Raw genomic sequence first — 12,335 nt, forward strand, 5'->3', positions numbered from 1 at the left:
CTAACGGCGGTTCAGGTCATGGTCGCGGGACGAACGCGGAATGGCTCACATCGAACAGGGGTTTTGCTCTTTGGTCAGCGCGATCGATTCCAGGGACTCGCCAGGAGCGGGGATCGCGGCGCCGAGTTCGAGCGTGTCCCACTGGTCTTTCGCCTTGCCCTTGGGCTTGACCGTGAACGGATAGGCTTCCTGCATCAGTTGGTGATCCCACGCCCTGAAATAGGCCTTGCGGGCCTTCAGGATGTCGAACTCGGGCTGCTTCTCGAAATACCCGATCAACTTGTCTGTGTCGGTCGATTTGGTCTCGTTGATCGCCTGCGCCATCATCCGGAGCGAGACGTATTCGATCCAGGCGTGGTTCTCCGGCGGCTTGCCGTATTTCTTGATGAAGTTCGCGACGAAGGTCTTCGAGGCCGGAACGTCCGAGGTGTGATACCAGACCGTCGGCCAGGTGCCGCTGAGATTGCCGTCGCCGGCCGCCCAGGCATCCGCGGTGTTGAGATTGAAGCCGACGATCGGGTAAGGCAGGCCGAACTCGGCATATTGCTTGATCAGATTGGTGACCTGGTTGCCGGCGAGGTTGGAGCAGACGATATCAGGCTTGGACTGCCGGATCTTCAGCAGATACGGGCTGAAATCGGTGACGTCTGTGGCGACCAACTCGTCGCCGATCAGCCTGCCGCCATTGCCGTCGAAGAATGCCTTGGCAGCACGCGCCAGATCATGGCCGAAGATATAGTCGGCGGTCAGGGTGTAGAATGTCTTGTCCTTCATCATGTTGTCGCGCACCAGCGCCTTGCCGACCGCATTCACCATCACGGTCGAGGGGATGTCGACGTGAAAGGTGTAGCGGTTGCAGTTTTTGCCGCGGAGCGCGTCGGAGCGCGCGCCGATCTGCATGAACAGCCGCTTGTTGCGTGCGGCGACCTGCATGATGGTCAGCGCCGACGCCGAGTTGATCTCGCCCATCAAGACCGCGACGCCGTCCTGCTCGAGCATGCGCTGCGCCTTGGTCGCGGCGGTCGCGGGATTGACCGAGTCTTCCGAGAGGATGTCGAGCGGCCGGCCCATCACGCCGCCGGCGGCATTGATCTCCTCTTGCGCCATACGGATGCCGAGCTGTGCATAGGCGCCGAGCGCGCCGAGGAAGCCGGTCAGCGGCGTCAAATGGCCGATCTTGATCTTGTCGGCCTGCGCGTAAGCGATCGATGGCGGTCCGATCGCGGCGGCGCCGGCAAGCGCAGCGCTGCCGGCCAGGAACTTGCGTCGGCTGTAGCGGATCATGGTCTCCTCCCGGGCGCGCCGCGTGGTCTCTCGTCGCTTATGCGACATTGTGAGAGACTTATTGTTATTATTGGAGGATATTTCCGGACGCGATGACCGCTGTCAACGCTTAACAGCGGCCACGCGCCTTTGGTCTTATGCGGGCTTATATTTTAGGCCGGCTTGACCAGTCCCTTGGCGCCGAACTCGACTGACAGGCGGTTGGCGGTGGCGCGCACCGCCTTGGCGTGGGCCTGCAGCGCCTGGTTGGTCATCCGCCAGACGGGGCCGGAAATGCCGAGCGCGCCGATGGTCTGGCCGGTGAAGTCCATCACCGGGACGGCGATGCAACGCACCTCGGCATTGTATTCGCCGTCGTCGAAGGCAATCCCGGTGCGCTTGATCTCGGCGATCTCGCGCAGCAGCACCGGAGCTTCGGTGATCGACTTCGTAGTCGACGGCTTCAACTCGACGCGCTCCAGGAAGCGGGTGAGCTGGTCTGGCCGCAGGGACGCGAGGATGATCTTGCCGAGCGCGGTGCAATGCGCCGGCCGCACCACGCCGACGCGGTCGGTAAGCTGGAATGCGCCGGGGCCCGCTGTGCGCGCGATCACCACCACAGCATCGCCCATGCGCACGGCGAAATGGCCGCTCTCACCGGTCTCGCGCGACATATCCTCCAGGATCGGGGTGGCGACATTCACCATCTCGATCTCGTCGAGCGCGCTCGCAGCGAGCGCGAACAGCGGACGGCCGATGCGATAGCGCTTTGAATCCTTCTCCTGGCGGAGATAGCCGAGCGAGACGAGCGTCTTGGCGAGGTGGAACGTGGTGGAGTTGTGCAGGCCGACCAGCTTGCTCACATCCGCTAAGCCAATGCCGTCGCGATGACGCGCGACCTCTTCGAGGATCGAGAAGGCGCGGCCAAGCGACTGCACGCCGCCGTGCGCGCGGCTCTTGGCCTCGTCGTCGATGTCGCGATGCGGCGATTGCACCAGCTTGGCGATCGCGGCCTTGCGCAGGCCGGCGGGTTTTGCGGCGGTGTTGTCCTTGGTGCGCGGTTTCACGGAGCCTCTTTTTGTCTGGCGATCGACACAGTCTTGCAGGACGGGTCGATGCTTGGAGAATCCATATATCACAATAGCAATTGACGTACAGTATTATGAGACATACGGTTTGCCCGCCAAGGCCGGGTCAACCGGCCGGCCGTTGAGCCCAAAGGGAGAGTGCAGTCGATGTCACGCAACATGCTCAACGGGGCTCAGGTGATCGTCGACTATCTGATCCAGGAGAAGGTGCCGCAGGTATTCGGCCTCTGCGGCCACGGCAACATCCAGTTCATCGACGCGCTCTATGAGCGGTCCGCCGACATCAAGACGATCTCCGTGCACCATGAGAGCGTCGCGGGCTTCATGGCCGATGTGTACTACCGCGTCTCGGGGCGGCCGACCGCGACGTTCACGTCCTGCGGTCCGGGTTCGGCCAATCTGCCGATCTCGCTCGCCAACGCCTTCCTCGACTCGGTGCCGTTCATGGCTGTCACCGGCAATGTGCCGACCAGCCAGTTCAATCGTGGCGCCTTCCAGGAGATGTACCGGCACTACCAGGCCGACTTCCCCTCCACCGTGCGCACCATGTGCAAGAAGGTGTTCCAGCCGACCCGCGGCGAGATGGTGCCGCTCGCGGTGCGGCAGGCCTGGAAGACGATGATTTCGGGCCGGCCAGGCCCGGTCGTGCTCGACGTTCCCTTCGATGTGTTCATGGAATCCGCGGCCGAAGAGGCGCCGAACGCGCAGGCCTGGAACGGCAATATCTCCAGCCGCTGCGGCGCCGATCCCGACGGCGTGGTGAAGGCCGTCGACATGTTGCTCGGCGCCGATCGCCCGGTGATGCTGATCGGACAGGGCATGCGCTATGGCGGCGCGGCCGAGGAATTGAAGAAGCTCGCCGAGCGTCTGCAGATTCCGGTGGCAGCGTCGGCCAGCGGCCTCGGTGGGCTCGACTGCCATCACCCACTGGCGCTCGGGTTGGTCGCGCGCGCCGGGCACTATCAGGCCAACCACGCCACGCGGCAGGCCGACGTGCTGCTGGCGCTCGGCGTCCGCTTCGACGACCGCACCTCGAGTTCGTGGATTCCCGGCTACTCCTTCACCATCCCGCCGACGCGGCTGATCCATGTCGACATCGATCCCGAGGAGATCGGCCGCAACTATCCGGTGGCGCTCGGCCTGATGTCCGACGTGCGCGTGTTCCTGCAGCAGGTGCATGCCGAGCTCGATCGCCGCGCCAGCGTCACGGCGAAGGCGGATGCGCGCCAGAAATGGCTGGCGCAGATCGACACCTACCGCCAGGAGTGGGACCGCTTCGTCGCTCCCGGCTTTTCCGACGACACCACGCCGATCAATCCGCAGCGCGCCGCCGCCGAAATCGACAAGGCGCTGCCGGCGGATGCGATCCTGGTCAGCGACATCGGCGTGCACCACAACTGGCTGCTCGGCTTCTGCAAGCCGCGGCGGCCGGATTCGCTGATCGGCTCGATGGGGTTTGGCCCGATGGGCTTTGGCGTTGCCGGCGTGATGGGCGCGAAATTCGCAGCTCCCGACCGGCCCTGCGTCTCGGTGTGCGGCGACGGCGCCTTCTTCATGCACGCCAACGTGCTCGGCACCGCGGTCGAATATAATCTGCCCGTGGTCTGGGTGGTCTGGAATAACTACGCCTATGCCTCGATCCGCGGGCTACAGCGCGGCTATCTCGGCGGCCGCGAGCTCGCGACCGATTTCCACGATCCGATCTCCGGCCAGCGCTACAATCCGGATTTTGCCGCGATGGCGCGCGCCTGCGGCGTTGAGGGCGTCCGCATCGACCGCGCAGGCGACCTCGGCGAGGCCTTGCGCAAGGGAATTGCCGCCAACAAGCCGTATCTGATCGACGTCGATATCGCGGCCGACGTCAATCCGTCCGGCGCCGGGGTCTGGGAGCTGCCGGGGCTCGGCCAGAGCAAGCCCGGGATCGGCACCCGTTTTCAGCCCGCCTGATCGAAGTTTGGAGACAGCATGCAGATTGCAGGGAAGAAGGTTGTCATCGTCGGTGGCTCGTCCGGGATCGGCCTGTCCACCGCGGAACTGGCGAAGCGCGAAGGCGCGGATGTCACCATCGCCTCGCGCAGTGCGGCGAAGCTCGATGCGGTTGCCGCGCGGCTCAACGTCGCGGCAATTCCGACCGATGTCACCGACGACAGCAGTGTCGCTGCTTTGTTCAAGCGCACCGGTCCGGTCGACCATGTCGTCGTCACCGCCGCGCAGTTGCGCACCGGTCCGTTCAAGACCGTGGCGATGGAGGACGTGCGGTCCACATTCGAAGGAAAATTCTGGGGCGCCTGGCGCGTTGCGCGCGCGGCCGAGTTTCGCACCGGCGGATCGCTGACATTGGTCTCGGGTTTCCTGAGCATCCGTCCAAGGCCCAACTCGGCTGTCATCAGCGCCGCCAACGCCGCGCTGGAGGCGCTCGCGCGGGCGCTTGCGCTTGAACTCGCACCGCTGCGCGTGAACTGCGTCTCGCCGGGCATCATCGACACGCCGATCCGGGCGGCGATGCCGGAAGACGCGCGACAGGAGATGCTGGCCAAGGCCGCGGCGAGCCTTCCGGTCGGACGCGTCGGTCAGGGCGAGGATGTCGCGCGGCAGATCGCAGCCTGCATGACCAACGGCTTCATGACGGGATCGACGGTCTATCTCGACGGCGGCGCGCTGGTGATCTGACGGCGCGTTCAGCGTCCGTCAACTCTCAAGGAAGGAGAAGCGATGGCATCGCAAGGCATCATTGGCAGCATCGCGGCGGCGACGCGTGCGAGCAGCAAGCCCGACACCAGAGCAACGGTTCAGATAGGCCTGCTTGGCGGCCTGATCGGCGGCGTGGTCATCTGGATCTATGAAGCCATTGTCTGGGTTGGGGTCCAGCATTTGATGCCGCTTGCCGGCATTCCCCGCAACGCGACCGGGCTGGTGTTCGGCAAGGCGGTGCAGGACCAGCTTGGCGGTATCGCTTATTTCGTCGGCACCGGCATTCATTTCGTGTTTGCGCTGGGCTGGGGCGTGACGTTCGCCCTCGCGTGGCCGTGGTTCGCGCGCCGTGGCTACGAGGCGACGCTGGTGGCGATGGCCTTTGCCGTCGTGCTCTGGATCGTCATGCATGTCGCGATCGTGCTCGTTTCGGACAACCATCCGAACTATCTCGATCCAGCCGTGATCATCGGCGGCTTCATGTCGCACTTTTTCTATGCGGTGCCGCTCGCGCTCTATGTCAAGCGCCGCTCCGCGCAGGGATGAGCCGAACCAGGGACGACATCCGATGGCCGCAGAACGTAATGGCGCCTCGATCCGCAACATCGCGGAGGTGCCGTGGCGCGAATTTCCCAATCATTTCGGCGGCGCGCTGTCGAAGCCGCTGGTGATGCCGGAGACCGTGGGCTCGCGCCACCTCGACTATCGCATCTCGCTGTATCAGCCGATGGCTCACGTCGCGCGGCACAAGCATCTGGTCCAGGAGCAGATCTACCACGTGCTCGAGGGTGAAGGGCTGATGGAGATCGCGGGCGAAAGCAAGGTCGTGCGCAAGCATGACGTCATCTTCCTGCCGCCCGGCGTCGAGCACGCGATCTCGAACTCCGGCCTCGTCGATCTCGTCTTCCTGGTCATCACCTCGCCGGTGAGCGACGAGGCGACGCCGGCCTGAGTTGTCTTACGGCTGGCCGAGGCCGGTGAGGCCGATCGCCGCGCCGGCGGCGAGTGCGAGCAGCGGATGGATGCGGGTCGTGGTCGTGACGATAGCCACCAGCGCTGCGATCAGCATGAGGCTCCAACTCGCGGCCGACGCGTGGGTGATGACGATGGCGCTGGCCGTGACCAGGCCGGCCGTAACAGGAACGAGTCCGGCCTGCACCTTGCGTCGCCACGGCCGGTCCTTGAAGCGCTCCCAGAGTTTTAGCGCGAAACCGGTCACGAGCGAGGATGGGCCGAACTTCGCGAGCGACGTCACCAGCACGCCGTTGAGGCCGGCGACATGCCAGCCCACCAGCGGGACGACCATCATGTTTGGCCCGGGCGCGGCTTGCGCGAGCGCGAACAGCGCGCCGAACTCGCGCGCCGTCATCCAGTGATTGATATCGACGACCTGACGCTGCATCTCCGGCAGGATGGTGTTGCCGCCGCCAAAGGCGAGCAGCGAGAGTTCGGCGAAGATCAGCGCCAGCGTGACGAGGACCCCGCTCATGGCGTGAGCCTCGCTTTCAGCAGGATGCTGAGCGGCGCCAGCGTCAACAAGGTCGGCAGCAGCGGCAATCGGAAGATGGCGATCGCCAGCACGCAGAGCGTTCCGACAACAAGGCCGGCCGCGTCGCGCCGCAGCGGCCAGGCGATCTTGATCGCCATCGAGATCAAAAGCCCTGCCGCGGCGGCGGCCAGTCCGCCGAACAGATGGCGGACCGTCGGCTCGTTTTCGTAGCGGTCATAGACCACGCCAAGCGCGATCACGACCGCCGTCGGCGCGGCGATCAGGCCGAGGATTGCCGCGAAGGCGCCGGAAATGCCGCGAAACTTCAGCCCGACCGCCACCGACATGTTGATGATGTTGCCGCCGGGCAGGAATTGGCAGAGTCCCAGCAGGTCGGTGAACTCGGCGCTGGTGAGCCAGCCGCGCTTCTCCACCATCATCCGCCGTGCCAACGGCAGCACGCCGCCGAAGCCGGTCAGTCCGAGGATGAAGAAGCCGGCGAACAATTCGCCGACACCAGGCGCGTCCTGCTTGATCTCGACTGCGGCGGGTGCGGCGTCCATCGGCGGATCGGCTCCGTATGAATCGTTGTCGACCCAAACCTAGTTTGCGGCGTCCCAAATTTCAAATATATGGAAATGGCAAAATACATATCTATTGGATATGGATGCTTCAGATGATCGAATTGCGTCACCTTCGCTATGCGGTCGCCGTTGCCGAAGAGGGCCACATCACCCGCGCCGCGGCCGGGCTCGGCATCCAGCAGCCGCCGCTGAGCCAGCAGATCCGCGCGCTGGAGGCGGCGATCGGGGCGCCACTGTTTCGCCGGCAGCCGCGCGGGGTCGAGTTGACGGCCGCCGGCCGCGCCTTCGTCGACAGAGCGCGGTTGATCCTGCGCGACGTCGACCTTGCGGTGGAGGCGGCGCGCCGCGCGAGCCGGGGCCAGGAGGGCCAGCTCGCGATCGGCTTCACCAGCTCGGCCGCGTTCCATCCCTTTGTCACCGGTGTGATGCGCGAAATGCGCGAGCACACGCCGGCGATCACGCTGTCGTTTGAAGAGGCCTCTACAGGAGAACTGATCGAAGCCGTCGAGGCTGACCGCCTCGACGCGGCGTTCGTGCGCTCGCCGAGCGAGCGGCTCGAGGGCCTCACGATCACCCATCTGCTGGACGAGGAGATGCTGGTCGCGGTTCCCGACCACCATCCGCGCGCCCGCAAGGATACGCGCCGCCGGATTTCGCTGGCCGCGCTTGCCGACGAGCCGCTGATCCTTTATCGCCGCCCGACCGGACCGGGCCTCTATGACAGCATCATCGCCGCCTGCCGCGCGGCAGGCTTCAGTCCGAAGGTGGCGCAGGAAGCGACGCGGATGGTCTCAACGCTGAGTCTCGTCGCAGCGGGGCTTGGGATTTCGATCGTTCCAGAATCGATGGCGCGGCTCGAGACCACAGGCGTCGCCTATCTCCGCCTCGACCGAGCCGCGGGCCTCGTCGCCCCGCTCGCGCTGGCGCGCAAGAAGGGGCCCGCGAGCGGAACGCTGGGCCGCCTGCTCGGGATCGTCTCGCAGCGGGTGAAGGATCGCGCGGGTGCCTAGGCGCACGCGATGCGGGTTGTCAGGGCGTGACAGGGCCGCGTGGAACGGCACGTGGTGCTGTCAATTCCTTCCAGGTCGAATTCGCGACATGGACCGGCGGGAAGGCGGGCCGCTCGATGTAGCGGCCGTCGCCCTTGTCGGCGCGAAGGTCGCCGTCTTTCCAGACAATCTTGCCGCGTGACAGCGTGATCGCCGGCGCGCCGGTGCAGGTGAAGCCCTCGAACACGTTGTAATCGATCCGGCTGAATTGCGTCTTGGCGCGGATCGCCTTGGTAGCCGCGGGATCCCACACCACGAGATCGGCATCGGAGCCGACCGCGACGGCGCCCTTGCGCGGATAGATGTTGAGGATGCGGGCGATGTTGGCCGAGGTCACCGCGACGAACTCTTCGTTTGTCAACCGTCCGGTGCCGACGCCTGCGGTCCAGAGCAGCGGCATGCGGTCTTCCAGCCCGCCGGTGCCGTTCGGGATCTTGCGGAAATCGTCAAGCCCGAACCGCTTCTGCTCGGTGGTGAAGGCGCAATGGTCGGTCGCGACGACCTGCAGCGATCCCGCTTGCAGGCCGGCCCACAGGCTGTCCTGATGCACCTTGTTGCGGAACGGCGGCGACATCACGCGCTGCGCCGAATGGTTCCAATCCTTGCTCTCATACTCGCGCTCATCCAGCAGCAGATGCTGGATCAGCGGCTCGCCATAGACGCGCTTGCCCGCCGCGCGCGCCCGCGCGATCGCCTCATGCGATTCGCGGCAACTGGTGTGCACGACATAGAGCGGCGTGCCGGTCATGTCGGCGATCATGATGGCGCGGTTGGTGGCCTCGCCCTCGACCTCCGGCGGCCGCGAATAGGCGTGGCCCTCGGGTCCGGTGACGCCGCGCGCCATCATCGCCTCCTGCATGTGCGCGACGATGTCACCGTTCTCGGCATGCACCAGCGGCATCGCGCCGAGACCGGCGCAGCGGGCGAACGAGTTGTAGAGCTCGTCATCGTTCACCATCAGCGCGCCCTTGTAGGCCATGAAATGCTTGAAGGTGTTGATGCCGTAGGTCTTGACCACGGTCTCCATCTCGTCGTGGATCTGCTTGGACCAAGACGTGATCGCCATGTGGAAGCCGTAGTCGGCGGCCGCCAGCTCGGATTTGCGCCGCCAGTCCTGATAGGCCGAAAGCAGGGATTGGCCGGGATCGGGAAGGCAGTGGTCGACCACCATCGTGGTGCCACCGGTCAGCGCCGCCTTGGTGCCGGATTCGAAATCATCAGCCGTGACGGTGCCCATGAAGGGCATTTCGAGATGGGTGTGCGGATCGATGCCGCCCGGCATCACGTAGCAGCCGCCGGCATCGATGGTCGTGGTATCAGCGGGCGCATCGATCGCGCTGGCGACTGCCGCGATGTTTTCGCCGTCGATCAGGACGTCGGCGCGGCGCGAGTGATCGTGATTGACGACGGTGCCGCCGCGGATGAGGAGGGGCATGATGTCTCCGGGGAACGGTTGCGCGACTGCGGGAGCGGGATCGCCCGCAGCGTAAGCCGCGCGATTGCCCTGTGACAGGTGAAAATTTAGTCAGCGGATGAACCGTTCGTGAGCGCTTGATGCGCCCATCGGAACAATCGCTGCGATGGGAGCCGTTGGCGGGGAAGGTGGGGACTTTGGCGAAGCCTCCCCGCTGGGGGCGACTAGATAGCCGTCATCGAGCTCATCAACAAAAGGCAATTCCCATGACACGTTTTTCTGTCTACACGCTCGAGTCCGCGCCTGAAGCCTCCAAATCTGCCCTGCGCGACGTCCGGGCGCGATTCGGGATGATTCCCAACCTCGCGGGCGCGATGGCGACATCGCCGGTGCTGATTCAGGCGTTCATCGGTATCTTCGACAAGGTTCATGGCGGCAACTTCACCGAGCAGCAGATCCAGACCGTGCTGCTCACTGATGCCGTCACCAATGGCTGCAACTGGGCGGTTGCGCTCCATTCTACGCTCGGATTGCAGGCCGGCCTCAATGCAGCCGACGTCGAGGCTATGCGCTCTGGCCGTTCGCCATCGGACAAGGGGCTCGGCGCGCTCTCGACACTGGCGCGGACGCTGATCGAAAAGCGCGGGCGGCTCGACGATCAGGACATCGAATGCTTCGTGGCGGCGGGATTCGGCAAGGAACTGCTGCTCGAGGCGATCACCATCGTCGCGGCCTCGACCATCACCAACTACACCGGCAGCGTGACCAACCCACCTCTAGAGGCGGCGTTGCAGGCGCACGCCTGGAACGGTTGAACCGCAGTCTCTCTCGCGCGCTTCACAACACGGCGGCCGCATGGCCGCCGTGTTGTTGTTGTGGCCGATCGTCAGGTAAATCTCGTCCGGTAGTCTTGCGGCGTGGTCGCCAGCAATCGCACGAAGCTGCGGCGCATCGTCTCTTCGGATCCAAAGCCGCAACGCTGCGAGATGCGCTTGATCGGCAGGCGCGTTTCCGACAGCAGATGCCGTGCGCCTTCGACCCGCAGCCGCTCGATTGCGCGCGCCGGCGTCAGCCCGGTCGCATCGGCGTAGTGCCGGCTGAAGCTGCGTTCGCTCATGCCGGCCTGTTTCGCCAGCGTCGGAAGCGAGAGGTCAGCGGCCAGATGGTTGCTGATCCAGTCATGCAGCGCGCTGAATTTGTCGTCGGTTGCCTGCAGCGACAGAATCTCGCTGAACTGCGCCTGCCCGCCGGGTCGCTTGAGAAACACGACCAGATAGCGCGCGACAGCGAGCGCGGCCGCGCGGCCAAGATCCTCCTCCACCAATGCCAGCGCGAGATCGATGCCGGACGTCACTCCGGCCGAGGTCCAGAACGAGCCATCGCGTACGAAGATCGGATCGGACTCGACGCGGACGGCGGGAAAGCGCCGGGCCAGTTCCGCGCAAAATCCCCAGTGAGTGACCGCGCGTCGGCCGTCGAGGACACCGGATGCGGCGAGCAGGAACGCGCCGGTGCAGACCGATGCCGTGCGGCGGGCCCGCCCGGCGCGCTCGCGGACCCAATCAACCAGGACCGCATCATCAGCCGCGGCATTGACGCCGTCGCCGCCGGGGACCACCAGCGTATCGACGGCTGCATCAACGGAAGGAAGTGGATGCACGGCGAGTCCGACGCCGGCCGATGCTTCGACCGAGGGACCGTCCTTGGCGACAATGCGGACCTTATAGGGCTCCGCGTGACCGGCTTTCGACGTCAGCGCGTTGGCGGACGCGAACACCTGCAGCGGGCCGGTGACATCGAGCAATTGCACCGCCGGGTAGGCGAGCACTTCGACCAGTCGGCTCCCGTTTGGCCGAGAACGAGGGGATTTTGGCGTCATTGCCGAAACGTGCCGCGATAGGCTTGCCTTGTCCATAGCGGAACAGGAAGCCTCAATGATACCTCATGATGTTCATCTGCAAATCGGCTCGCTGCTGTTTGAGGCGGTCGATCAGATCGATCTGACCGGTCCGTTCGAGGTGCTGTCGCGGATTCCGAACTCGACCTATCGCATCTACGGCAAGACGACGGGTGCGGTGCGCGACGTCAAGGGATTGCGGCTGGCGCCGGATGCTTTGCTGGCCGATGCGCCGCCGCTCGATGTCCTGCACGTGCCGGGTGGATTCGGCCAGGAGGCGCTGATGGAGGACGCGGAGGTGCTCGGCTGGATTCGCCAGCAGGCGGCAGGCGGCTGCCGCATCTTTTCGGTATGCACGGGTGCGCTGCTGTGCGGCGCGGCCGGCCTTTTGAAGGGACGCAGGGCGACCACCCATTGGGCGTCGTTCCATTTGCTGCCGTTCTTCGGCGCGACCCCCGTCAACGAACGCGTGGTGGTGGATGGCAGCTATATCTTCGCCGCCGGCGTTACCGCGGGTATCGACGGCGCGTTGCGACTCGCTGCCGAACTGCGAGGCGACGATGCGGCGCGGGCGATCCAGCTGTACATGGCCTATGCGCCGGAGCCGCCCTTCAACAGCGGCACACCTGAGACGGCGCCGCCTGCGATCCTTCAACAGGCCCGGCAGGCGGTGCACGCGATCACGGCGCAACGCGAGGAAACCGCCCGACGCATTGCTGCGAGGATGGGCATCGTTGTTCAGGTGTAGCGGAGCCAGCAGACCGGCCGCAGATTCCGGCGATGGCGTGGACCCGCAAGTGCATGATGTCGGCTTTTGCTGGTGAAGCAGCCTGTGCGGGTGAAGCAGCCTTGCGCAAGCA

Annotated in this window: 13 protein-coding genes; 7 read left to right on the top strand and 6 right to left on the bottom strand. The window is 65.2% G+C overall.

The genetic code is table 11. From position 1 onward, the window contains the following. Positions 1-45: 45 nt before the first annotated feature. Together UP10_RS24685 and UP10_RS24690 are read right to left on the bottom strand one after the other, a co-directional pair. On the bottom strand, positions 46-1,284 hold the full coding sequence (locus tag UP10_RS24685) for an ABC transporter substrate-binding protein (RefSeq protein WP_082077240.1): 1,239 nt from the start codon (positions 1,282-1,284) through the stop codon (positions 46-48). Positions 1,285-1,436: 152 nt separating this feature from the next. Beyond that, positions 1,437-2,330, bottom strand: a complete 894-nt coding sequence (locus UP10_RS24690; protein WP_044589808.1) for an IclR family transcriptional regulator — start codon at positions 2,328-2,330, stop codon at positions 1,437-1,439. A 168-nt stretch (positions 2,331-2,498) separates the two neighbouring features. On the opposite strand from UP10_RS24690, the gene UP10_RS24695 reads away from it, so the two are divergent. The 4 genes from UP10_RS24695 to UP10_RS24710 are packed head-to-tail and all read left to right on the top strand — an operon-like array spanning position 2,499 to position 5,994. After that, positions 2,499-4,298: a thiamine pyrophosphate-binding protein gene (locus UP10_RS24695; protein WP_044589809.1), complete on the top strand. Its 1,800-nt coding sequence runs from the start codon at positions 2,499-2,501 to the stop codon at positions 4,296-4,298. A gap of 18 nt (positions 4,299-4,316) precedes the next feature. Beyond that, positions 4,317-5,021, top strand: coding sequence for an SDR family oxidoreductase (locus UP10_RS24700; RefSeq protein ID WP_044589810.1), 705 nt, complete (start codon positions 4,317-4,319; stop codon positions 5,019-5,021). Positions 5,022-5,063: 42 nt separating this feature from the next. After that, positions 5,064-5,588, top strand: coding sequence for a hypothetical protein (locus tag UP10_RS24705; protein ID WP_044589811.1), 525 nt, complete (start codon positions 5,064-5,066; stop codon positions 5,586-5,588). 22 nt (positions 5,589-5,610) lie between these two features. Beyond that, a complete protein-coding gene (locus tag UP10_RS24710) occupies positions 5,611-5,994 on the top strand; it encodes a cupin domain-containing protein (protein ID WP_044589812.1) in 384 nt (127 codons plus the stop codon). 6 nt (positions 5,995-6,000) lie between these two features. Here the strand turns inward: UP10_RS24710 and UP10_RS24715 are convergent, their stop codons facing one another. Continuing rightward, positions 6,001-6,531 (bottom strand): chromate transporter, encoded by a 531-nt coding sequence (locus UP10_RS24715; RefSeq protein WP_044538771.1) that lies wholly within the window; start codon positions 6,529-6,531, stop codon positions 6,001-6,003. Beyond that, on the bottom strand, positions 6,528-7,094 hold the full coding sequence (locus UP10_RS24720; protein WP_044589813.1) for a chromate transporter: 567 nt from the start codon (positions 7,092-7,094) through the stop codon (positions 6,528-6,530). The genes UP10_RS24715 and UP10_RS24720 overlap by 4 nt, the downstream gene beginning before the upstream one ends. A gap of 113 nt (positions 7,095-7,207) precedes the next feature. Between UP10_RS24720 and UP10_RS24725 the strand changes: the two genes are divergently transcribed. After that, positions 7,208-8,125, top strand: coding sequence for a LysR family transcriptional regulator (locus tag UP10_RS24725; RefSeq protein ID WP_197086894.1), 918 nt, complete (start codon positions 7,208-7,210; stop codon positions 8,123-8,125). A 19-nt stretch (positions 8,126-8,144) separates the two neighbouring features. On the opposite strand, the gene hydA is transcribed toward UP10_RS24725, so the two are convergent. Further along, on the bottom strand, positions 8,145-9,599 hold the full coding sequence (gene hydA / locus UP10_RS24730; RefSeq protein ID WP_044589814.1) for a dihydropyrimidinase: 1,455 nt from the start codon (positions 9,597-9,599) through the stop codon (positions 8,145-8,147). Between the two features lie 245 nt (positions 9,600-9,844). On the opposite strand from hydA, the gene UP10_RS24735 reads away from it, so the two are divergent. Then, positions 9,845-10,393 (top strand): carboxymuconolactone decarboxylase family protein, encoded by a 549-nt coding sequence (locus UP10_RS24735; protein WP_044589815.1) that lies wholly within the window; start codon positions 9,845-9,847, stop codon positions 10,391-10,393. 71 nt (positions 10,394-10,464) lie between these two features. On the opposite strand, the gene UP10_RS24740 is transcribed toward UP10_RS24735, so the two are convergent. After that, positions 10,465-11,457: a GlxA family transcriptional regulator gene (locus UP10_RS24740; RefSeq protein WP_044590099.1), complete on the bottom strand. Its 993-nt coding sequence runs from the start codon at positions 11,455-11,457 to the stop codon at positions 10,465-10,467. A gap of 55 nt (positions 11,458-11,512) precedes the next feature. Between UP10_RS24740 and UP10_RS24745 the strand changes: the two genes are divergently transcribed. Continuing rightward, positions 11,513-12,223 carry a DJ-1/PfpI family protein gene (locus tag UP10_RS24745; protein WP_044589816.1) on the top strand — a complete coding sequence of 237 codons (711 nt, stop codon included), beginning with the start codon at positions 11,513-11,515 and terminating at the stop codon, positions 12,221-12,223. Positions 12,224-12,335: the final 112 nt, after the last annotated feature.

It is taken from the genome of Bradyrhizobium sp. LTSPM299, assembly GCF_000938235.1.
Taxonomy (GTDB): domain Bacteria; phylum Pseudomonadota; class Alphaproteobacteria; order Rhizobiales; family Xanthobacteraceae; genus Bradyrhizobium.

Excerpts from the sequence above, each read along its gene's own strand:
- UP10_RS24685 (WP_082077240.1), bottom strand. The coding sequence starts at position 1,284 with ATGATCCGCTACAGCCGACGCAAGTTCCTGGCCGGCAGCGCTGCGCTT.
- UP10_RS24695 (WP_044589809.1), top strand. The coding sequence starts at position 2,499 with ATGTCACGCAACATGCTCAACGGGGCTCAGGTGATCGTCGACTATCTG.
- UP10_RS24700 (WP_044589810.1), top strand. The coding sequence starts at position 4,317 with ATGCAGATTGCAGGGAAGAAGGTTGTCATCGTCGGTGGCTCGTCCGGG.
- UP10_RS24705 (WP_044589811.1), top strand. The coding sequence starts at position 5,064 with ATGGCATCGCAAGGCATCATTGGCAGCATCGCGGCGGCGACGCGTGCG.
- UP10_RS24710 (WP_044589812.1), top strand. The coding sequence starts at position 5,611 with ATGGCCGCAGAACGTAATGGCGCCTCGATCCGCAACATCGCGGAGGTG.
- UP10_RS24715 (WP_044538771.1), bottom strand. The coding sequence starts at position 6,531 with ATGAGCGGGGTCCTCGTCACGCTGGCGCTGATCTTCGCCGAACTCTCG.
- UP10_RS24720 (WP_044589813.1), bottom strand. The coding sequence starts at position 7,094 with ATGGACGCCGCACCCGCCGCAGTCGAGATCAAGCAGGACGCGCCTGGT.
- UP10_RS24725 (WP_197086894.1), top strand. The coding sequence starts at position 7,208 with ATGATCGAATTGCGTCACCTTCGCTATGCGGTCGCCGTTGCCGAAGAG.
- hydA (WP_044589814.1), bottom strand. The coding sequence starts at position 9,599 with ATGCCCCTCCTCATCCGCGGCGGCACCGTCGTCAATCACGATCACTCG.
- UP10_RS24735 (WP_044589815.1), top strand. The coding sequence starts at position 9,845 with ATGACACGTTTTTCTGTCTACACGCTCGAGTCCGCGCCTGAAGCCTCC.
- UP10_RS24740 (WP_044590099.1), bottom strand. The coding sequence starts at position 11,457 with ATGACGCCAAAATCCCCTCGTTCTCGGCCAAACGGGAGCCGACTGGTC.
- UP10_RS24745 (WP_044589816.1), top strand. The coding sequence starts at position 11,513 with ATGATACCTCATGATGTTCATCTGCAAATCGGCTCGCTGCTGTTTGAG.